Annotated in this window: 16 protein-coding genes; 4 read left to right on the top strand and 12 right to left on the bottom strand. The window is 75.6% G+C overall.

Annotation, left to right across the window (positions count from 1 at the left end; translation table 11 throughout):
* Positions 1–107 precede the first annotated feature (107 nt).
* The 11 genes from WMF33_RS16115 to WMF33_RS16065 form a co-directional block, all read right to left on the bottom strand.
* Positions 108–2240, bottom strand: coding sequence for an ATP-binding cassette domain-containing protein (locus WMF33_RS16115; protein ID WP_437337962.1), 2133 nt, complete (start codon positions 2238–2240; stop codon positions 108–110).
* A complete protein-coding gene (locus tag WMF33_RS16110) occupies positions 2237–4972 on the bottom strand; it encodes an ATP-binding cassette domain-containing protein (RefSeq protein WP_437337961.1) in 2736 nt (911 codons plus the stop codon). Before WMF33_RS16110 ends, WMF33_RS16115 begins: the two co-directional genes overlap by 4 nt.
* Positions 4969–6120: an HlyD family secretion protein gene (locus WMF33_RS16105; RefSeq protein ID WP_437337960.1), complete on the bottom strand. Its 1152-nt coding sequence runs from the start codon at positions 6118–6120 to the stop codon at positions 4969–4971. Before WMF33_RS16105 ends, WMF33_RS16110 begins: the two co-directional genes overlap by 4 nt.
* Before the next feature lies 1 nt (position 6121).
* Positions 6122–7084 carry a sigma-54 interaction domain-containing protein gene (locus WMF33_RS16100; RefSeq protein ID WP_437337959.1) on the bottom strand — a complete coding sequence of 321 codons (963 nt, stop codon included), beginning with the start codon at positions 7082–7084 and terminating at the stop codon, positions 6122–6124.
* 656 nt (positions 7085–7740) lie between these two features.
* Positions 7741–8178 carry a hypothetical protein gene (locus tag WMF33_RS16095; protein WP_437337958.1) on the bottom strand — a complete coding sequence of 146 codons (438 nt, stop codon included), beginning with the start codon at positions 8176–8178 and terminating at the stop codon, positions 7741–7743.
* A gap of 95 nt (positions 8179–8273) precedes the next feature.
* On the bottom strand, positions 8274–8711 hold the full coding sequence (locus WMF33_RS16090) for a hypothetical protein (RefSeq protein WP_437337957.1): 438 nt from the start codon (positions 8709–8711) through the stop codon (positions 8274–8276).
* Between the two features lie 215 nt (positions 8712–8926).
* Complete coding sequence (locus WMF33_RS16085; RefSeq protein ID WP_437337956.1) at positions 8927–11803, bottom strand: CHAT domain-containing protein; 2877 nt, start codon at positions 11801–11803, stop codon at positions 8927–8929.
* A complete protein-coding gene (locus WMF33_RS16080; RefSeq protein ID WP_437337955.1) occupies positions 11800–12861 on the bottom strand; it encodes a hypothetical protein in 1062 nt (353 codons plus the stop codon). Before WMF33_RS16080 ends, WMF33_RS16085 begins: the two co-directional genes overlap by 4 nt.
* Positions 12858–13598, bottom strand: a complete 741-nt coding sequence (locus WMF33_RS16075; RefSeq protein ID WP_437337954.1) for an RNA polymerase sigma factor — start codon at positions 13596–13598, stop codon at positions 12858–12860. Before WMF33_RS16075 ends, WMF33_RS16080 begins: the two co-directional genes overlap by 4 nt.
* A 312-nt stretch (positions 13599–13910) precedes the next feature.
* A complete protein-coding gene (locus tag WMF33_RS16070) occupies positions 13911–14126 on the bottom strand; it encodes a hypothetical protein (RefSeq protein WP_437337953.1) in 216 nt (71 codons plus the stop codon).
* Between the two features lie 83 nt (positions 14127–14209).
* The gene (locus tag WMF33_RS16065) at positions 14210–14743 is read right to left on the bottom strand and encodes a hypothetical protein (protein WP_437337952.1); all 534 of its coding nucleotides are present in this window, start codon (positions 14741–14743) and stop codon (positions 14210–14212) included.
* Between the two features lie 203 nt (positions 14744–14946).
* Here WMF33_RS16065 and WMF33_RS16060 point away from each other — a divergent pair, with 203 nt between their 5' ends.
* Positions 14947–15975, top strand: a complete 1029-nt coding sequence (locus WMF33_RS16060; RefSeq protein WP_437337951.1) for a phosphotransferase family protein — start codon at positions 14947–14949, stop codon at positions 15973–15975.
* A 110-nt stretch (positions 15976–16085) separates the two neighbouring features.
* Here the strand turns inward: WMF33_RS16060 and WMF33_RS16055 are convergent, their stop codons facing one another.
* Positions 16086–16982: a hypothetical protein gene (locus WMF33_RS16055; protein WP_437337950.1), complete on the bottom strand. Its 897-nt coding sequence runs from the start codon at positions 16980–16982 to the stop codon at positions 16086–16088.
* A 394-nt stretch (positions 16983–17376) separates the two neighbouring features.
* Here WMF33_RS16055 and WMF33_RS16050 point away from each other — a divergent pair, with 394 nt between their 5' ends.
* From WMF33_RS16050 to WMF33_RS16040, 3 genes are all read left to right on the top strand, one after another.
* Positions 17377–18156, top strand: a complete 780-nt coding sequence (locus WMF33_RS16050) for an alpha/beta hydrolase family protein (protein WP_437337949.1) — start codon at positions 17377–17379, stop codon at positions 18154–18156.
* A 27-nt stretch (positions 18157–18183) separates the two neighbouring features.
* Positions 18184–18681, top strand: a complete 498-nt coding sequence (locus WMF33_RS16045; RefSeq protein WP_437337948.1) for an anthrone oxygenase family protein — start codon at positions 18184–18186, stop codon at positions 18679–18681.
* A gap of 243 nt (positions 18682–18924) precedes the next feature.
* Complete coding sequence (locus tag WMF33_RS16040; protein WP_437337947.1) at positions 18925–20451, top strand: serine/threonine-protein kinase; 1527 nt, start codon at positions 18925–18927, stop codon at positions 20449–20451.
* Positions 20452–20459: the final 8 nt, after the last annotated feature.

The following is a 20459-nucleotide window of genomic DNA, read 5'->3' as shown; positions in this document are numbered from 1 at the left end:
GACCGCAAGGGCGCTAGGGGCGCAAGGGGAAGAGATGAATACAATTCCATCTCTGTTCCCTTGCGCCCCTTGCGCCCTTGCGGTCTCTCCTCTTACTGCATGGCTGGTCAGGGGTGCGCGATGACGACCAGCGCCGGGGCACGCTCGAGCACGGCGCCCACGCACTCGCGGGCCGTGAGCGGATCCAGCGCGCCGAAGCTCTCGTCGAGGATGACGGCATCCGCGCGCTGGAGCAGCGCGCGCGCCAGGAACAGCCGGCTCCGCTCGCCGTGCGACAGCTGCCAGCCCGTCTCGCCGACGACCTGATCGAGCCCCGACGGCATGCGGTCGAGCAGCGGGCCCAGGCCGAGCTTGCGGCACACGAGCTCCGCCTCCCGCCGGTCCTCCGGCGACGCAGGCCACGCGCGGCCCATCAGCAGGTTGAACGCGAGCGTCCCCGAGAGCACGTGGTTGTCGTGGAACTGCGGCGCGCTCGCGACGCGGCTGCGCCACGCGGCCCCGCCCAGCGTCCGCCGATCGAGGCCGCGGAGGAGCACGAGGCCCGACGACGGGGCGTGGAGGCCGCTGAGCACCGCCGCGAGCGTCGACTTGCCGCCCCCGGAGCGCCCCTCGAGCAGCAGCCGGTCGCCCTTCGCGAGGACCAGGCCGCAGTCGCGCAGGACGGGCTCGGCGCGCTCCCCGCCGTAGCGGAACGAGACGCCCCGCGCCTCGAGCACGACGTCCGACGCCGCGGGGCGCCCGAGCACGGCCTGCGGGATCCCGGGCGGCTCGCGGGCCTCGGCCGCCGCGAAGAGCCGCGCGATCGAGCGCCACGAGACGGCGGCGGAGAGGAGCGCGCCGAGGCTCGTCGCCAGCGTCGCGAACGCCGCCTGCGCCTGCAGGATGCCGCCCGTGGCGACCACGAGCGGGCCGACGCTCACCCCCGCGAGGACCGCAGGGACGAGGCCGAGCAGCCCGAGCGCGAGCCACCCGCGCGCCGGGAGCGACGCGAGGAGATCGCCCACGCGGTCCATCGCGCGCGAGGCGGCGTGGTAGCGCTCGAGCACCGCGTCCTCCTCCACGTGATGGAGGTGCGGGGCCTGCTGGGCGACGCGCGTGCGGTGGCCGACGACGTTCTCGACGAAGCCGCTCGTGATCGCGAACCGCTCGCGCGTCCACGCCGCCCGCCGCCCGGCGAACCGGCGGGCGAGCAGCGCCACGGAGGCCGTCCACCCAGCGAGCAGCGCGACGTGGAGGCCGCCGCCTGCGCCGGCGGAGAGGACCAGCGCGGCGCTCGCGAGCTGCACGAGCGCGACGACCGCGCCGAGCGCGCCGCCGAGGCCCGCGGTCTCGACGGCCTCGGACTCGGAGACCATGGCGAGGAGCTCGCCCGAGCCGCGCGCGCGGATCGCGGCCGGATCGAGGCGGAGCGCGCCGCAGAGCAGGCGCTGCTTGAGGAGCGCGGCGACGTCGATCGTGAGCAGCCCGCCCGTCCAGGAGGCGAACAGCTGCACGAGGATGGCCGAGAGCGACAGGAGCACCCACGCGAGCAGCCAGCCGGGCTGCACGGCGCCGTCGAGTGCGCCCGCGCCGATCAGCCACCAGGCGAGCACGCCGAGGGCGATCTGCGCGGCGGCGGCGGCGAGGAAGAGCGCGCCGCGGCGGAGCGCGCCGCGCATCGAGAGCAGGCGCCGGAAGCTCGATCCGGGATCGGGGCGGAGCAGCCACATGCCCTCGATGGGGCGGTCCGCGACGAGCTGGGCGAGGAGCTCGGCGCGCGCCCGCGCGGCGCGCCGCGGCGGGATCTGCGCGGCGGCGAGCCACTTGTCGACGTGCGACGCGGGGCGGTCCTCGAGGTGGGCGGAGAGCGCCCGGCGCACGGCCTCCAGCGGGATCCGCGCCCGCGTGAGCGCCGGCGTCAACACCGAGAGGCCCCGGCGGTCCGCGGAGACCACCGCGAGGTAGCCGCGATCGAGGCGGACGATCGCGGGGCCGAGCGACGCGATGGCGCGCGGCAGGTCGGCGAAGCTCGACTGGACCGCCTCCGCCTCGATGCCCATGCAGCCCGCGTACGCCTCGATCCACGCGGTGGGGTCGCCGTCCGGCGGCGCGCCGGGCGACGGCGCCGCGCCGCTCGCGAGCCCGCACGCGGCCGTGAGCGCGCTCATCGCGTGCCCGAGCGCGGAGGGCTGCCACGCCACCTCGGCCAGCGCCGCCGCCGCCGGCGCGGCCTCGTTCGAGCTCGTGTCCGTCGCCTTCATGCTGCCCCCTCGGTGAGCCGGCCGCTCTCCATGATCGCGCTCCGGAAGCGCCCCTTCGACCAGACCTCGTCGCGCGCCCGCGCGTCCGCCTCGGCGAGCGCGCGGTAGCGGCTCCGCGGGTCGTCCATGAGGGCGCGCGGCGCGCCGTCCTCCACCACCCTGCCCCCCTCGACCACGAGCACGCGATCGAAGCCGAGCGTGTCCATCACGTCGTGGCTGACGAACACCAGCGTCGCGCGCGCCCAGCGCTCGCGCGCGCGGGCGAGGAGCGCCCGGCGCCGCTCGCGCTCGAGCCCGCGGAACGGCTCGTCGAGGAGCACGAGGCGCGCGTCGGCCTTCATCAGCGCCCGCGCGAGGCGGACGCGCTGCCCCTGCCCGCCCGACAGCCGCGCGCCCCCCTCGCCGATGGCCGAGAGGAGGCCGTCGGGCAGGGTCTCGAGCACGCCGGTGAGATCGGCCTGGCTCATCGCGAGGGGCACGCGCGCGAGGGCGTCGCCGGCGTGGCCGAAGGTGATGTTCTCGAGGAGCGTGCGGTTCCAGAGCTGGACGGCCGGGTCGACCCACGCCGTCGCGCGGCGCAGGCGCGCGACCGCCGCGTCGTCGAACGGCTGCCCGTCGACGAGCACCTCCCCCCGGGACGCCCGGAGCCACCCGAGCAAGAGCGAGAGCAGCGACGACTTCCCCGCGCCGGACGTGCCGACGATGGCGACGTGCGACCCCGCCGCGAGGCTCAGCGAGACGTCGGACAGGAGCGTGTGCCCCCCGGCCTGGACGCTGACGCCGCGGAGATCGATCGACGCGGCGCCCGGCGCGGCGGCGCCTCCGTCCTCGGGGGCGGGCGCGCGGGGGAGGTCCATCTCCGGGGCCGCGAGCGGCGCGAAGAGGCGCACGGAGGCGTTGCGCACGTTCTTCCAGCCGACGAGCGCGGCGACGAGCTCCTGCGCCACGACGGGGAGCCGCAGCGACCAGAACACGAGCAGGAGCAGCGCCGCGGGCGGGCCGCCGGAGGCGACGTAGCCGCCGACGATCGCGACCGCCACGGCGGTGCTCGCGAGCCCCTGGACGGCCTGCATGGCGGTGGCCTGGGCGTGCGCGAGGCGGCCGGTCCGCGCCCACTCGACGAGCAGCGCCTCGTGCTCGCGCCGCACCGCGCGCTCGGCGCCGTGGACGCGGATGGGCACCGCGCCGAGCAGCGCGTCGAGGTAGAACCGCTCGAGCGACGCGGCGTGCGTGCGCAGGCGCATGAGGCTCTCGACGAGCGGCCTGCGCGCGAGGTACGGGGCCGCGAGCGCGACCGCCGCCGCGACGAGCGAGAGCCACGCGCCGCCCGGGTAGAGCCAGAGGACGCCGACGAGCGTCGCGACGAACGACAGCGCCGCGCGCGCGATGCGCGAGAAGAGCGCCGGCGCCTCGCGCATCAGGTGCATCGCGTGGCCGCGCGCGGTCATGTCCGAGGTGGGCCGGCTGCGCAGGTAGCGGTCCTCGAGCCGCGGCAGCTTCTCGAGGAAGGCGGCCCGGAAGCGCACCTCGAGGGCGCGCCCGAGGCGCGAGACGGCGTGGGCCGCGAACAGCTCGAGCAGGAGGGCCCCGGCGGCGAACGCGACGAGGGCGAGGAGGCCGAGCGCGCGCTGGTATTCGACGGTGACGTGCTTCACGGCGTCGAACAGCCCGCGCAGGACGACAACGTCGATCGCGGCGATCGCCGCGCTCGCCGCGAGGGCCACCCCGACCAGGGCGAGGGCCCGGCCCGCGTCGGCGCGGAGCATCGACAGGAAGAGGCGCGCGGGCGACGGCGTGGGCCGCTCGAGCTCGCGGCGGACGGGCGCCGGGAGCACCGCGGCCGCGACCGCGCGCGGCGCCTGCTCGACCGGCGGGGCCGCCGGCGCGGCGCTGCCGCGGTAGCTCGGCGGGGGCGGCGCGGCCGGGCCCGCGGCGCCGGCGGGGGCGCCGGCGGGCGCGGGGGCGCGGGCGGCGACGTGGACGATGACGGCGCCGTGCACGAGGAGCTTGCCCGGCGCCTTGCCCTCCGTGGCCCAGAAGAACCCCTTCGGGATGGCGCCCGCCTCCCCGGCGAGCGCGCGGTCGAAGACGCCCTCGAGCACGCGCTGCGCCTCGCCCCCGCGCGCGATCGCGCCGCCCCGGACGAGGCGCGCGGCCATCCGCACGGCGGCGTCGAGCGCCGCGAACGAGCGCCACCCCGGGTCGGCGTCGGCGCGCGCGATGAGCGCCTCCCCGCGCGCGCCCAGCGCCCGCAGCTTCGCGCGGAGCGGGGCGAGCGCGTCCTCGGACGACGCCCACCGCCGGAACCGCTCGATCGAGATCGGGATCGGGAAGTGCGGCATGTCCTCCAGGAAGCGCTCCGCGCGCACCCAGCGGCGCCCGCTGCTCGGGTCGAGGATCTGCACGAACGGCCCGAGCCGGCGCCAGACGACGAGGAAGTGGAGCGCGTCGCCCGCGCCGCGCTTGACCACGATCGCGGGCAGGCAGTCGGCCTCGGGCAGGAGGAAGCTGTCGTGCGGGACCACCATTTCGGCCGTCGCGAGCCCGAGCTCCTGCCCGAGCGCGGCGAGCGCGTCGATCGACGTCCCGTCGACGTCGGTCTGGCAGCGGTCGCGCAGCCACTCGTAGTGCACCTCCACGCCGAACCCCTGGAGCACCGCCTTGAGCGCGGCGGGGCCGCAGTCCATGAGCGACGTCTGCAGCACCTCGGGGACGAGGAAGGCGCGCTTCATCGCGGGCCTCCCGGCGCCACGGCGCGCAGGAGGAGCGTCCACGGGGAGACGCGCTCCACCTCGACCTCGGTGGTCCCCGGCATCCCGTGCTGCACCGGGATCGACGCGGCGCTGTCCGGCCGCACGAGGAGCTCGACGCGGATGGCGCCGTCGAACGGCTCGCTGGCGACGTGGGAGACCTCGCCCTCGAGCATGCCGAACTGCGTCCACGCGAACCCGTCGAGGCGCATCCGCGCCTTCTGGCCGGGGACGACGCGCCCGACCGCGTCGGACGGCGCGAAGAGCGCGACCGCGTGCACGTCCTCGCCCGGGACGACCGTCGCCACGAGGTCGCCGGGCTTGAGCACGTCGCCCGCCTGGAGCGCGGCGATGTTGCCGAGCTTGCCCGCGATGGGCGCGCGGATCTTGCGCCGCTCGATCTGGGCGAGCGCCGTGTGGACCGCGGCCTCGGCCGCCCGCTGCTCGGCCACGAGGTCGCCGAGCGCGCGCTCGAGCTCGGCGAGGTGGGCCGCCGCCTGCCGCTCGTCGTGGCGCCGCGCGACCGACAGCCGGTGGAGATCGGCGCGCGCCCCCTCGGCCTTGAGGAGCTCGTCGGCGGCGCGGGTCTTCGCGTCCAGGTGATCGGCGGTCGACGCGAGCCGCTCGTCGTGCAGCCGCTCGGAGATGGCGCGGAGCTCCTCGCCGTGCGCGGCGGAGAGGTCGCGCTGGCGCAGGTCGATCCGGGCGCGCGCGATCGACGCGTCGGAGAGCTTCTCCTGCAACGCGCGCACCTCCTCCTCGACGGCGATCTGGCGCCGCAGCGCCTCGAGCTTCGGCGCGAGCACGGCCACCCGCGTGCGCTCCTCCTCCAGGCGCTTCTCCTCGACGGACGCGTCGAGCTCGACGAGCACCTCGCCCGGCGCCACGTCGCGCCCGAGCTCGACCCGGACGACCGCCACGCGCCCGGCCTCGGCGGCGGCCACGCGGTGCGCCATCCGGCTGACCTCCAGGCGCGCCTTCGCGGTCGTGGCGTAGACCGACACGCGCGCCGCGTGCATCCAGGCCGCCCAGGCGCCGAGGACGGCGAGGGTCGCGGCGAGGCGGAGCCAGGTCCGCGCGCCGCGCTCGAGCTCGAGCGACCGCATCGTGCGGTGGAACGGGGAGGCCACGTCAACAGCCCTCCAGCGCGACCTTCTTCCGGGGCCGCGCGATGCCGTAGGCGTTGAGCTTGTTGGTGAGCGTGCGCCGCGACACGCCGAGCAGCTCGGCGGCGCGCGTCTGGTTCTGGCGGGTCCGGTCGAGCGCGGCGACGATGCGGTCCCGCTCGAACGTGCGCAGGTCGCCTCGGATCCCGGCCTCGGCCTGCGCGCGCGGCGCCTCGAGCATCAGGTGGTCCGCGACGATCGGCCCCCCCTTGGACATGACCACCGCGCGCTCGATCACGTGGCGCAGCTCCCGGATGTTGCCCGGCCAGGTGTGCGCGAGGAGCGCCGCCGTCGCCTCGGGCGCGAGCCGCGGCGCCGGGCGGCCGAGCCGCCGCGCGAGGCGCGCCGCGAAGAGCTCCGCGAGCGGGAGGATCTCGGTGATGCGGGCCCGGAGCGGCGGGATGCGCAGCGTGACCGCGTTGAGGCGGAAATAGAGGTCCTGGCGGAAGTCCCCGTCCCTCACCATCTGCTCGAGATCGCGGTGCGTCGCCGCGATCACCCGGACGTCGACGCGCCGCGGCCGCGTGCTGCCGACGCGGACGATCTCGCCGTACTCCAGCGTGCGGAGGAGCTTCGCCTGCGTGCGCGGGGACAGCTCCCCGACCTCGTCGAGGAAGAGCGTGCCCTCGTGGGCGGCCTCGAACAGGCCTTCGCGCGGCGCCACCGCCCCGGTGAACGCGCCGCGCTCGTGGCCGAAGAGCTCGCTCTCGACGAGCGACTCCGACAGGCTCGCGCAGTTCACCTTCACGAACCGCTCGCGCGGGTGCCGCGACATGCCGGCGATCCACTCCGCCACGACCTCTTTGCCCGTCCCTGTCTCGCCGAGGATCAGGACCGGCAGCGGCGTGGGGGCCACGGTCTCCAGGGCCTCCCGAAGGCGCCGCATCTCCGGATCGATCGCGAGAAAACCGGGTTGACAGTCATCCACGATGAACGCTCCTCATCACGACGAAAGGGCGTGATTCATGTCTCTCACGTGCCGTGGCCGCCGGGGTCCGACGCTGACTCCGGTACCGGCGCCGGCTCCGAGGCTGCGAAGGGCCTCGTGCGGCGGTGCGGACGTCGCCTCCGCGAGGGCCGCGCTGGCGCTCGGGGTGTCGCGGCGGCGACGGGTCGGCGGCGACTCGAAGCAAGTCGGTGGCCAACGCCTCAGCCCGCCGGCGGACCCGCGGCGCGCCGCGGAGCCGGCGGACCCCTCCGGTCGAGCCTGGACGACGAGTCGAGCAAGGACGGCGCAATCTGACGCAAGCCCGCGCATCCCGTGCTGCCCTCGCGGAACGCCGCGCCGCGAACCCTGGACTGGAGGGAATCGCAGCGGCGCTCCGGGGCCGCCCGTGGCGCGGAGCACCGCCGCTCCGGTGAGCGCGCGTCCGGCGCGATGTCCCGAGCGGCCCCGCGCGCCGAGGCGCGTCGCACCACGTGGAGGTTGGAGCCTCCACCTGAGGGCTGACGCCACCACCAGCGTGGATGGCTGGAGAACGTGAGAGGAAGGGAGATGAGCGCGGCGCGGGCGCGCCGCTGTTACGGAGTCGAGCTCAGCGTCGGTGTGGCTGGCCGGCCGGCCGGCCGGCCAGCCAGCGCGCGCTACTCATCGCATTGCGGTTCGGGATCATCGACGGTGACGTCCTCGGTCCGGACGTAGCCGTAGGGGTGCTTCCAGCGCACCACGCCCGAGCCGACGTCCTTGGTCGGCCCTTGCGGCACGTAGTACACGGCATAGAGCGTGTTGACCTGGACCGGCTTCAGCGCTCCATAGGTGCCCACGCCGCCGCCGTCCGGCTCGTAGAGATCGAGGACGACCGCCGGTATCTTGTCGAACTTGGCGAGCGACACGTAGAGCAGCCGACTCCGCATGTTGTAACAGGCGCCGCACGGGGTCGTGGGAGGCTGGATGTCCGGCGGGATCTCCAGGTCCGAAGGCCCCGTCTCCGACGCCGCGGCCTCGGGGCCCGCGAAGGCGAGGGCCGCCACGGCGGCCCCGGCGAGAAACAGACCAGCTGATTTGATGCGATGCAGAATCATCCCTGGTTCCTCCTGGCGCTCGCTCGACGGTCGTCCTCGTCGTCCCCTGCTCGCCGGCGCGAGAGCCCGCGCCCGGCCTCGCGCGATCGCTTGTTCTACTCCGCCTCGCCGCCGGCAGCCACGATGACCGTCATCGTCCGGAACCTCCCCTGCGAGGTCACCCAGTGTATCCTGCCCCCTCCGACGTCCTCGGTCGGCGCTTGCGGCACCAGGTACTCCACGTAACCGTTCGCCACGCGGTACGGCGCCAGCTGCTCTCCATAGGCCGACTTGCCGTCGCGCAGCAAATCGAGCTCGAGCGATATCGCCTTCGCGCTCCCGATGGCTTCGAGGGACACATAGAGCCGGCGGTCCCGCATGCTGTAACAAGCGCCGCACGGGGTGACCACGGGGTTGGGATCGTTGGTCGCCGGTCCGTGGCGCACCGTCGACGCTCGCTCCGCCGCCATCGCGTCGGTGGTGGCGATGCCGAGCGCCGACATGACGCCCGCGGCGAAAAGGAGACCAGCTGCTCTGAGGCTGTTCCGAATCATGGCGAGATCCTCCGTGGCGCCCGGCCTGGGACCGTCGTGTCCCCCGCCGATCGCCGGCGCTCCTCGATCCGCACAGCGGGTCGATCCCGCTGCGCGGCCCCGAGGCTCGCGGGGTTGGATGGTTGAGACCCGCGATCGATACGCGCCGCCGCGCCGGATCCTTCCGCGGCTCCCCCCGGCGCCGGAGCGGCCGCGATGCGCCTGCCGCGGCCCGCTCACGGCACCAGCGCCCGGAAGCTCGCCCAGTCGGACGAGGGGGTCGCGCGCAGCGCCGCGAGCGTCGCCTCGCGCAGCTGCGCGCCGGGGTCCTCCTGCCCGGCGGCGACCAGCGCCACCATCATCCGCTCCGCCAGCGCGTCGTCGACCGGGCGCGTCGCCGCGATCACCGACCCGGCGCCGGCGACGAGGAACGCCTGCGCCAGGCCGAGCCCGAGCCCCCGGGCCCCGGGCGCGGCCCCGGTGCGCGCCGTGTCGCAGCCGGACAGGACGACCTGCGCCGGCGCTCGCCGCAGCGAAAGGATGTCGCTCACCGCGAGCTGGCCCCCGCCGGCGAGCGGGAGGCCGCTGTCCCAGCCGTCGATCCCGCCGAAGAAGCCGTGGCCCGCGTAGTGGAACAGCGCGATCCCGGGCTGCTCCAGCGCGGAGGCGACCGCGGCGTGCGTGGCCACGCCGCCCGAGAGCCGCTCCACCGCGCGCCCCTGCCCTTCGAGCGCCGCGGCCACCGCGTCGGCCTCGCGCCGCGCCGCAGGCAGATCGCGCTGCGGATCCGCGACCACGAGCGCGCCGCGCGCCGCGCCGGCGCCGGCGACCTCCGTGGCGGCGCCGCCCGGCAGATCCAGGCCGTAGACGACGGGCATCCGCGCGACGAGCGGCGCGCCGTCCCAGGGCAGCGCGTGGACGTCGATCCGCTCGAGCTCGCCGTAGGCCGAGACGCGCAGGCGCCCGGCCGCGCGGAGCGGCGCCTCGAACGGCCCGAGCAGCCGCGCGGCGAGGGTCGCGGCGGGGGCCGCGGGATCGATCGCCGGCAGCCGGCGCGCCGCGACGCCGTCCCGGGTGACGGCGAAGCCGGCCCACCCCGCGCGGATCGGGTGGAAGGCCAGCATCAGCTCGCGCTCGTCCAGACGCGGGGCCTCCGCGGGCGCCGCCGCCGCCGGCTCCCCGCGCCGCACGAGCAGCAGCGCCTCGTCGAACCGCGCCCGGATCGACCGGCCGCGCGCCGCCCGTGCCGCCCGTGCCGCCTCGAGCTCGCCCGAGGACAGCCGCCAGTCGTCGCGGCCCTCCTCGTCGAGGGCGGCGCGCTCGCGGCGATACGCCGAGAGCGCGGCCTCCCAGCGCGCCCGCGCCTCGCCGTCCAGCGACGCGATGCGGTCGACCCAGCGGAGCGCCGCGAGCGCCAGGGCGCGCGACCGCCGGGCGGCCGCGAGGGCGCGGGCCGGATCGCGCTGGAGCAGGAGATCGACCGCGCGGCGGGCGCCCTCCTCCAGGCGGCCGAGGAAGGCGCCCCGCCCCTCGCCGAGGGGCACGAGCAGGCTGAGCTCGCCGCGCAGCGCCTCCGCGGCCTCGTAGGCCGCGAGGGCGCGATCGGGCTGGCCCAAGGCCTCGAGCGCCTGCCCGCGGCCGAGCGCCGCCCGGTAGCGCCCCTCCGCGAGCGCGCTCGCCTCCGCGAGCCGGGCGAGCCGCTCGTACCGCCGCAGCGCCCCGGCGGCGTCGCCGCCGTCGAGCGCGAGGCGCCCCTCGATGTCGAGCCAGTACATCGCGACCCCGGGGTCGGGGCTCGCGTCGGTCCGGCGCGCCTCGCCGAGGAGCGCGCGCGCCCGCGCCGTCTGCCCCGCCGCGAGCTTCGCCAGCGCGAGGTTCGTGAGCGCGTTCGCCCGCTCGGCCGGCCTCGGGCACGGCCCGCCGTACAGCGTGAGCGCGGCCTCGAGCGCGGCCTCGGCGTCCGCGACGGGCTCCCCGGGCGAGGCGCTCGCCCAGGGCGAGGCGCTCGCCCACGCCACCTGCAGGGCGCCCCAGCCGAGGTTGTTCTGGAGGGCGGCCTGCTCGCACGGCGGGCTGCCGGCGGGGAGGGACGCCTCCACCTCCCGCAGGAGCGCCTGCGCCTCGAGCGGCCGACCCAGGAGCTGGAGGCCCTCGGCGCGCTTCTGCAGGACGTGGCGCCGGTGGTCGCGGAGGCCCAGGCGCTCGGCGGCCGCGGCCGACGCGTCGAGCTGCCGGAGCGCCGCGCGCAGGTCGCCGGACTCGAACGAGAGCAGCGCGGCGTAGTACGGCTTGAGCGCGCGCCCCTCCGGGTGGCTCGCCTCGAGCGGCGCGAGCGGGTCGAGCGCGGCGCGCGCCTCTGCGAACCTGCGGCCGTTGTAGAGGAGGGTGTAGGCCAGGGCGAAGCGATCGAGGAACTCGTCGGACAGCCGCCCGGCGGCGCGGTGCGCCCGGATCGAGGCCTCGAAGCGCGCGATCGCCTCCGGGATCCGCCCGCGGGCGAGATCCACGCGCGCGAGCTTGCCGATCGCCAGGGCCGTCAGGGTGGGGTCCTGGCCCGACGCGAGGCCGCCCAGGGCCGACGCCGCCTCGTCGAGCCGGCCCTGCCGGCGCAGCGCCTCGGCCTGCGCCAGCGCGGGCGCGGCGAGGGGCGGGAGCAGCGGCAGACGAACGACCGCGCGCGCGCCGTTCTGCTCGGCGGTCACCGAGACGGCCGCGGCGCCGTCGGGCACGGGGACCCGGACGAGCAGGCCGCCCTGGATCGGCGCGCCGTCGAGCGGGATCGGGGTCGCGCCGGCCTCGACGGCGACGCGCGCGCCCTCGGGCGCCTTGATCCAGAGGCGGATCGCGCGATCGTCGGGCAGGGCGCAGGCGGGGCCGGCGAGCACGGCGCCGCAGCCGGCGAACTCGACCTCCAGGGGCGGCGGTGGCGCCGCGGGGGCCGCCGGGTCGCGCGCGTCGCCGGCGGAGGGCGCTGGCTGGTCGCGCGCGCCGCCGGAGGGGGCCGCGCCGCCGGGGGCGCCGCTCCGGGAGACGAGCGCCGCCGCGCCGAGCAGCGCCGGGACGAGCAGCGCCGCGCCGAGCCCGGCGGCCCGGATCGCCCGGCGGCGGCTCATGGAGTTTGCGGCGGCGGGGCGGGCGGCGGCGGCGGCGCCGCGCCGGGGAGCAGGCGCACCTTGAGGCGCAACACGCGGAATGCGTTGGGGGTTTCGCCTTCGCCCGGCGGCCCGTCCGCGAGCTCGGCGGGCCTGTCCGGCAGCGCCTCGGGCCGCCCGATCGCGATCGCGATCTCCCATTCGCCCTCGGGCACCCCGCGGAAGAGCGCCTCCGTGTCGCCGGCGATGCGCGCCGCGCCCTGCGCCGACACCTCGGGGCGCACGTCCCAGGGGAGCGCCTTGTCCCCCGCGATCAGGAAGGCGCGCACCGCGACGGGGCCCTCGACCCGGGTTGCGGGCCGGAGGGCGATCTCGAGCCTCGACCCCGGGCCGAGGCGCGCGACTTCGGGCGCGGCGGGGTCGCCGTTCGCGGACCGTTGCCCGGCCTCGCCGCCCGCGATCGAGACGGCGTAGTCGGGCACCGGGGCGGGCGCATCGAGGAGGGCCAGCGCGCCCGGGTCTCCGGTGGCGCTGCCCTGGTGGCCGGGACCTAGGCGCGCGACGAGGACCCACGCCGCGGCCGCGGCCAGGACCGCCGCGGCGGCGAGCCAGCGCCGGCGACCCGGCGCAGCCGCCAGCGGGATCACCCGGCCCGCGGAGGTTGCCTGGGAGCTCGCGGCCGACCGCGGCGCGCCGGTCGTCTCCGCAAGCGGCGCGCCGGTCGTCTCCGCAAGCGGCACGCTCGCCGCCGGCGCACCTGCGCGTGCCGCCGGCCCGCTCGTGCTCACCGCCGCCCCGCCCTCGCTCGCCGCCTGCGCGCCGCGCTCCGCTCCGTTCGCCTGCAGCCCGGCCAGGATCCTGTCGGCGATCCGCGCCCGCGCCTCGCCGTCCAGCGGGCGCGACGCCTCCCAGGCCTCGCGGTCTTCGGCCGACCGCTGCGCGAGCGCCTCCAGCGCGTCGAGCTCATCCTGCGCGAGCGCGCCGTGCACCCTCGCCGACCAGCGCGGATCGCTCGCCCGATCCTCCGCGCGCGCGGCGCTCGCCAGCGCCTTGAGCAGCTCCTCGTCCCTGTCGGTCATCGTGCGCGCTCCGGGGTGGTTGGGTCTGCCGCGGGCGCCCGTCCCGGCGCCTCTGCCTCGGCGGCGAGCTCCGCGGCGATCTGCCGGACCAGCCGGCCGATGCGGCTCCTCCACGCATACACGGCGTCCGCCGTCATGCCGGTGAGGGCGCACGCGTCCTCGGTGGATCGCTCGTCGACGAGCAGCAGATAGAACAGCTCGAGCCCGCGCTCGCTCAGCCGGTCGCGGAGCCGCACGGCGAGGGTCGCGAGCAGCTCGCGCGAGATGGCCGCCGGCTCGGGCGAGACGGACGCGCCGTCGACGCGCTCGAGCGCGTCGTCCTCGGTGGGCTGCTCGGTCCAGGGGTTCCGGCGGCGGCTGCGCAGGATCGAGCACGCCTCGCGCTCGGCGACGAGCCCGACGAAGCTCGTGAGCGAGAGCCCCCGGGCCGGATCCCACTGGCGGAGCGTGCGCCCGCCGTCCGCGAAGAGCGCGAGGAACACGCTCTGGGTCATGTCCTCGACCTCCTGCCGCACGTCGCGGTGCCCCGCTGCCCGGCGGCGGCGGAGCAGCGGCCGCATGACGCGCTCCTGGATGGTGGGCGTGAGCAGATCGACGAGCGCCCTGACCGCCGCCGGCTCCCCGCCCACGGCCCGCGCGATCAGCGCGAGCGCCGCCTCGGAGGTCGCCGCCGCCGCCCCGGGCTCCCGCCAGGGGCCGTCGGCGGGCGTCCACGGCTGCGCGGGCGAGGGGGACATCGATGGCATCAACGCACACGGATAGACGCGCGCAACACGGCCGTCAATCGAAGCAGGGTCTCGCCGGACGACTCGACCCCTGCGAGGCCGCGATTTTTTTCTCGAGACCCGTGTCAGAAACCGCGGGGGCGCGGCGAAGCGATCTACGGACGGATGGACATTCAGGCAGGCAGAGGGCTCGGGGCGAGCCCTGAGGTCGGCCCCTGTCCATCGTTCGTCGTTCCGTCGTTCCGTCGTTGGATCGTTGCAGAGAGGCGCGCCGCCCGGGGCGCGAGCGGCGCGTGGCGAGGCTCGACGCGATGCGGACTCAGGTCATCCAGGATAGGTTGTCTTGCGCTTCTCGACGCCTGGCACGCTCTCCCACGCCCAGAACCACATCACGATGCCGTCCGCCGCCGTGGCACCGGTCATCGTCCACCTTCCATCGGCCCTCACGTGGTCGGGCTCCTGCGGATCGTCGCAATAGGCATTGCCGTTCGCGAGCCTGCCGTAGCGTCCCAGGGTCGTCGCTCGTATCACGCCGCTCATGCAGCCACCGTCTTTCGTTGCGTCGTGGGGGCGCGCCCGGCGGCCGCCTGCTCGCGGGCGTCGGGCGCTCTGCGCCGCGGAGCCTATCGCAGGATGCCGAGGGCGAGCTCGATCTGCTGGCGGGAGAAGACGCCGTGGTCGTCGACCGAGTAGTCGTCTGCCTCGAGCCGGAAGGTGCGCGTGGCCGTGACGTCCGCGCGGCCGCTGAAGCGGTACGGGATGACGGGCGTGGCGAACGACTCGCGGACCAGCTGGAGGCCGAGATCGACGGGGATGCTGATGGGGACCCGGACCTGGGTGGTGCGGTCGGAGGGGAGCCAGACGCCGTCGCCGTCGGCGCGGAAGTCGACCGGCAGCGGGTAGCGGCCGGCGAGCACGACCTGGCCGCGGACGGCGCGCACGGCGACGTCGTACGAGTTCGGGTTGTGGACGTTGACGACCACGGTCATGAGGACGCCGAGGCTCGGCGGGAAGCCGATGCGGATGCCGGTGATCTCGGCGTGATCGAGCTGCATCGTCGGCTTGCTGACGCAGGCGGGACCGGCGATCGCCGTCAGCGCTGCGAGCGTGAGCGCGGGCAGGCTGCGCAGGAGGTGGTTCTTCCGGGGGCTCGGCACGGGCGGGAGCTTAGCCGCGGAGGGACGCGCCGTCACCTCGCACCGTGGCGGCGCGCGAGGCGCCGGCGAGGGGGCGACGTTGACGCGCGGCCGCGCGGCGGGGATGCTCCGGCGCGCGTCGAGGCTCGCGACGAGATCCCCCTGCCCTTCGACCCCTTGCCCTTTCCGGCGTCCCCGCGCTCCGCGACCTGCGAGGATATTTGATGGAGCTCACGACGATCGAACGTGCGCCCGCGGACGCGCATCGTGCGCTGACGGCGGAGCAGATCGCAGCGATGTGCCGGCGCGCGTTCGGGGAGAGCGCCGTTGTCGCGTCCGCCCGGGAGCTGGGGGGCGGCACCTTCAATACGACGTACCTGGTCTCGCTGGCGCCGGCGCAGGTCGAAGAGCGGCGGGTCATCCTGCGGGTCGCGCCGCCGGACTCGGCCGCGCTGTCGTGGGACGAGGCGGCGCTCATGCGCCGCGAGCTGCACGTTCAGCCGTACTTCGCCGGCCTCTCGACGCTGGCGCCGCGGACGCTGGCGGCGGACTTCACGCGCCAGCTCATCGATCGCGACTACGTGTTCCAGACCTTGCTCCCCGGCGAGCGCTGGGACGACGTGGCCGACGCGCTGTCGCCGGCGGAGTCGCTGGCGCTCTGGGAGCAGTTCGGCCGCATCACGAGGACGATCCACGGGACGGCCGGCTCCGCGTTCGGCGGGCCGTTCCCGGTGCCCGAGTTTCCCGCGTGGAGCGAGGCGGTGCTGTACCGCCTGGCCTGCTCGCTGCGAACCATGGCAGGGGCGTCGCTCGACGTGACCGAGATGGCCGCGGCGATCGAGATCATCCGCGGGGGCGCGGCCGTGCTCGACGAGATCCGGGAGCCGCGGCTCCTGCACGGCGATCTGTGGCTGTTCAACCTCCTGATCGAGCGCGGGGCGGAGGGGCCCAGGATCGTCGGGGTGATCGACGCCGATCGGGCGTTCTGGGGCGATCCGATGGCCGACTGGACGATGTTCGTGCTGTCGAAGTCCGCGTCGCCGGATAACCGGCCGCTCTACGATCGCTTCTGGGAGGCGTATGGCCGGCCGCCGCAGACGCGGGCCAGCGCGTTCCGGGCGGCCGCGTACGAGGCGATGAACGTCGGGGTCGCGCTCCCCTGGGCCGCGCGGCACGGCCACGGCGACCTGGTGGAGCGGGGGAAGCGCGAGCTGCGCGAGGCGCTGGAGGCGCTGCGGCGGCTCCGGCCGTAGGGCGTCCGTATGCGGTGGAGGATGCGCTGTCCGGGAGCCGTCGCCGGGGGAGCGGGGCGGCGAAGGCAGGAACGCACGCGCTGGGATGGAATGGCGTCGTCGCGCGGCGGTCAGGACGAACGCGCGGGGGGAGCGGCGGAGAGGGCGTCGTGCACCTCGTCGCGCGTCCCGGTGCCGGCGAGGACGAGCCATGTCCGGAGCGTCGGCAGGTCGCGCATGGCTTCGACGGCGGAGCGCAGCGATGGAGGCATGGGGCCGAAACGAGCTTCGTACAGCGCGATGGTTCCCTGGGCGATCCCCTGCGCCACTCCCTGCGCCATCCCCTGTGTGCGTCCCTGCTCGATGAACTGCTCGACGAGCTCCTCGGTGGTCATCACGAACTCCTCTTCCTCCGGCGTCGCCGGCCCGCGCTGTTCGACCTCCGCGCGGAAGCGTAGCAGAGGACCGAGCGCGATGGCGCGCTCCGGCGCATCCTTCGGCAGCTGGCGGAAGTCCTCGATCGCCTCTCGCAACACGCGCCCACCGCCCATCAGCCGGATCAGCACGGTCGAGCGCACGCGGGGCAGCTCGCCGAGCACGACGACGGCGGCCCGCAGCAGGCTCGGTCCTTCGTACACGCCCGCGGGCCAGCCGGCCATCGGCTCCGCCCGCAGGCCGTCGAGCACGGCCGTGGGACGGCCAGTCGACAATACCCAGAGGAACGGGGGCTCTGCCTCGCGATTACGGGCCGAGCTCCTTCGCCACAGGGCGAGGTGCTTCTCCACGCACGCGCGCGCCTCCTCGACGCTCGGCGTATCGCTGTAGGCCTCGATGGTGCACGCCGTCGCCGCGATGCGGCCAAGGAGCCCGAGCCGCTCTCGACCCGAGGCGCGCGCCGGGTCGGGCTCGTACCACACGTCCGCATGCTGCGCGTCTCCGACGACCTCGGCGTTGGTCACCACCTTGCCTATCGGCGTGAGCCCCTCTTGAGCGATGTCCTTTGCCAGCCGATCGAATCGGTTTCGCATGGCGGGCGCAGGCTGGCACGCCGCGCGGACGAGACCAAGAAAAAGGCACGCTCAGGCTGCGCGTTGGGACTGCGAGGGGGCCTTACGAGCTGCCACCGTGATACATTTGGAATTCGACACATCCTCATGCAACCGATGGGATGATCGCACCGTCATCAAAGGTATGACCGCGGCCCCCCAGCTCTCCGTCGCTTGATCCGTCGTTGGATGCACCCTCGATCGCCTGCCGCCCGCCCGAGAGCCACGGTATCTCGCCGCGCCTACCGGCGCGCCCCCTTCCGAGGGAAATAGCGCCAACCCTTCCCGTCGAGGCCCGCCCCACGGCGCGGCCCGCACCGCGCCCGCCCTTGCGCCGCCCTCGACGCCGGCCCCTCGACCATGGCATGACGGCTCCATGCCCGAGCGAGCCCTCTCGATCCCCCTCCCCGACGGCAGCGCCGTCTCGGGCGTGCTCCACGCGCCCGCCGCGCGCGCGAAGCGCTCCGGCGTGGCCGTGGTGCTGGGCCACGGGGCCGGCGGCGACATGCACGCGCAGCTCCTGGTCGACGTCGCCAGGGGGCTCAAGGACCGCGGACACACGGCGCTGCGCTTCAATTTCCCCTACAAAGAGCTCGGCCGCAGGGCGCCCGACAGGCCGGAAAAGCTCGAGATGGCATACGAGGCCGCGATCGCGCGGCTGCGAAAAGACAAGCCCCAGCGGCTCTTGATCGGCGGCAAATCCATGGGCGGCCGGATCGCCTCGCTCCTCGCCGCGCGCGGCGTCCCCTGCGACGGGCTCGTCTTCCTCGGCTACCCGCTGCACCCCGCGGGCAAGCCCGCCGCGCTCCGCGACAAGCACCTCTCGGCCATCGAGGCGCCGATGCTCTTCCTCCAGGGCACCCGCGATCCGCTCTGCAGCCTCGATCTCCTCCGGCCGGTGCTGAAGCGCCTCGGCGCTCGCGCGAGCCTGCATGTGGTGGAGGGCGGCGACCACTCCCTCGAGCTCCTGAAATCCGCCGGACGGACCGCCGACAGCGTGCTCGCCGAGATCCTCGCCGCCATCGACGCCTGGCTCGCGAAGCAGGCCCCCGGCAAGCGCGATGAGCCCCGCCCGCCGAAAGCAGGTGGCGCCCCGCGCAAGCGAGCCGCCGGACGCCGGCCCGCGGCGCCCCGGGCCGCACGTCGACAGCCATGACCGAGCCAGATGGAGGGTGTGAAGCCGATGATCCCGCAAGCGCTGTTCTTCCTGACCCTCGCGTCGACGCTCGGGTGTGGGCTGATCGCGGGGGTGTTCTTCGCGTTCTCGAGCTTCGTGATGCCCGCGCTGGCCAGGCTCCCGCCGGCCGAGGGCATGGCGGCGATGCAGTCGATCAACGTGGTCGTGCTGAATCGCTCGTTCCTTGGCGTGTTCGTGGGGACCGCGGGGGCGTGCCTGATCCTCGCCATCGTCTCGATGCTCCGCTGGTCGGAGGCGGGCTCGGCGCTCCGCATCGCCGGGGGCGCGCTGTACCTCGTCGGCACGTTCCTGGTCACGATGGTGCGCAACGTGCCGCTCAACGACGCGCTGGAGCGGGTCTCGCCGGAGGCCGCGGCGGCCGCGGAGACGTGGGCTCGCTACGTCCCCGCGTGGACGACGTGGAACACCGCGCGGGCGCTCGCGGCCCTCGCGTCCGCCGCCCTGCTCACGCTCGCCCTCGTCCAGAGCGCACGCGCCGGGTGATCGCGAGTCCGACAGGGAGAGAGCGCGGCGCCGCGTCGTCGATGCCAGAGACGCCATGACGACCCGCACATCGTGGCGTCCCCCCCGAAGGCAACGGCCGAGTCGGGACGCCGCGACATCGCAGCGGGCCCAGCGCACGATACGACCGCGATCGCTCGATCGAGCGGCCGAAGCGGTGGAATTGCAAAAACCGCTCAACGTGGCATATTGGACGTCCCTGCGCAACCCCGTCCAGTCCTTCCCATGTCCACCTCCACCCCCGACGAGCTCTCGATTGGAATTGCCCCAGGAGACGTGCTCCTCGGCAAGTACCGCGTGGAGAGCGTCCTCGGGCGGGGCGCCATGGGGCTCGTCGTCGCCGCGCGCCACCTCGCGCTCGACGATCGCGTCGCGATCAAGGTGCTCCTGCCGCGGTACGTGCAGGATCCAGAGATCCTCCAGCGCTTCCTGAGGGAGGGGCGCGCCGCGGTGCGCATCCGCAGCCCGCATGTCGTGCGCGTCGCCGACGTCGGCACGCTGGAGAACGGCGCGCCGTACATGGTGATGGACCACCTCGAGGGGAAGGACCTCGCCGCCGTGCTCGCGGAGAGCGGGCCCCTCTCGGTTCCCCTGGCCGTCGACCTCGTGCTCCAGGCGTGCGAGGCGCTCGCGGAGGCGCACGCGCAAGGCATCGTCCACCGCGACGTGAAGCCGAGCAACCTGTTCCTCACGCGGAACGCGGACGGCTCGCCGTGCGTCAAGGTGCTCGACTTCGGGATCTCGAAGATGTCGCACGCGGAAGACCACGCGCTGACGCGGGTCGGGGGCGTGCTCGGCTCGCCCCTCTACATGTCCCCCGAGCAGCTCCGCTCGGCGAGCGACGTCGACGGCCGCGCGGACATCTATTCGCTGGGCGTCGTGCTCTTCCAGCTGCTCACGGGGCGAACGCCGTTCGTCGCGCTGGAGCTCGCGCAGCTCGTCTATCTGGTCACGCAGGGCGAGCCGCAGCGCCCCCGCGCGCTGCGCCCGGACATCCCGGAGCCCCTGGAGCAGGCGATCCTCACGGCGATCGCGCGCGATCGCGATCGCCGCTTCTCCACCGCCGCGGACTTCGCGCTCGCGCTCGTGCCCTTCGCCCCGCCGCACCTGCGCGCGGCCGCCGAGCGCCTCTTCGGCGCGCTGCGCGGCGCGCTCCCGGCGGCAGCCCCGCCGCAGGGCGGCGCTGTGCTCGCGGCCTCGGCGCCCGGAGCCGCCACCGCCGCGGCGGCCATGCCCGCCGACGGAGCGCACACGATCGTGCCGGTCGGCACGACGAACCGCAGGCCAGCGTCGCTCGAGCGGCGCGTCCTCCCCATCGCGCTCGGGCTCGGCCTCGCGGTCGTGGCCGGCGGCGTGTTCCTCTCGCGCCTATCGCCCGAGACCGCGCCGACCGAGGGCGCGCAGGGCGCTCAGGCGGAGCCCCGCGCCGCGCCCCCGAGCGCCGCGCCTTCCGTGGCCATCGAGCCTTCCGCGAGCGCCGCGCCGTCGCCCGCGGCGGACGAGCCCCCTCCCGCGGCGGACGAGCCTCCTCCCGCGGCGGCCAAGCCTTCCGCGAGCGCCGCGCCGCCGCCCGGCGCCGCGCCCGGCGCGTCGGCCGGCGCGTCGGCCGAGGGGCAGCACGACCAGGCGCGCGCCACGCCCACCGCAGCGCCGAGGCCCGCGAAGCCGACCGGCTCGGCTCCCCCGAGGCGCAACGCGCCGTTCCCGAAGCGGCCCACCGGCGCGGATCCCTTCCAGCGCGACGTCTTCTGATACCCTCG

This window comes from Sorangium sp. So ce394 (assembly GCF_051474665.1).
Classification (GTDB): Bacteria; Myxococcota_A; Polyangia; order Polyangiales; family Polyangiaceae; genus Sorangium; species Sorangium cellulosum_D.
Note: the sequence above shows the minus strand (reverse complement) of the source record. Positions and strands in the feature narration are given on the sequence as shown.

Coding starts and splice junctions, on each gene's coding strand:
- WMF33_RS16115 (WP_437337962.1), bottom strand. CDS start 2,240: ATGAAGGCGACGGACACGAGCTCGAACGAGGCCGCGCCGGCGGCGGCG.
- WMF33_RS16110 (WP_437337961.1), bottom strand. CDS start 4,972: ATGAAGCGCGCCTTCCTCGTCCCCGAGGTGCTGCAGACGTCGCTCATG.
- WMF33_RS16095 (WP_437337958.1), bottom strand. CDS start 8,178: ATGATTCTGCATCGCATCAAATCAGCTGGTCTGTTTCTCGCCGGGGCC.
- WMF33_RS16090 (WP_437337957.1), bottom strand. CDS start 8,711: ATGATTCGGAACAGCCTCAGAGCAGCTGGTCTCCTTTTCGCCGCGGGC.
- WMF33_RS16085 (WP_437337956.1), bottom strand. CDS start 11,803: ATGAGCCGCCGCCGGGCGATCCGGGCCGCCGGGCTCGGCGCGGCGCTG.
- WMF33_RS16080 (WP_437337955.1), bottom strand. CDS start 12,861: ATGACCGACAGGGACGAGGAGCTGCTCAAGGCGCTGGCGAGCGCCGCG.
- WMF33_RS16075 (WP_437337954.1), bottom strand. CDS start 13,598: ATGTCCCCCTCGCCCGCGCAGCCGTGGACGCCCGCCGACGGCCCCTGG.
- WMF33_RS16070 (WP_437337953.1), bottom strand. CDS start 14,126: ATGAGCGGCGTGATACGAGCGACGACCCTGGGACGCTACGGCAGGCTC.
- WMF33_RS16060 (WP_437337951.1), top strand. CDS start 14,947: ATGGAGCTCACGACGATCGAACGTGCGCCCGCGGACGCGCATCGTGCG.
- WMF33_RS16055 (WP_437337950.1), bottom strand. CDS start 16,982: ATGCGAAACCGATTCGATCGGCTGGCAAAGGACATCGCTCAAGAGGGG.
- WMF33_RS16050 (WP_437337949.1), top strand. CDS start 17,377: ATGCCCGAGCGAGCCCTCTCGATCCCCCTCCCCGACGGCAGCGCCGTC.
- WMF33_RS16045 (WP_437337948.1), top strand. CDS start 18,184: ATGATCCCGCAAGCGCTGTTCTTCCTGACCCTCGCGTCGACGCTCGGG.
- WMF33_RS16040 (WP_437337947.1), top strand. CDS start 18,925: ATGTCCACCTCCACCCCCGACGAGCTCTCGATTGGAATTGCCCCAGGA.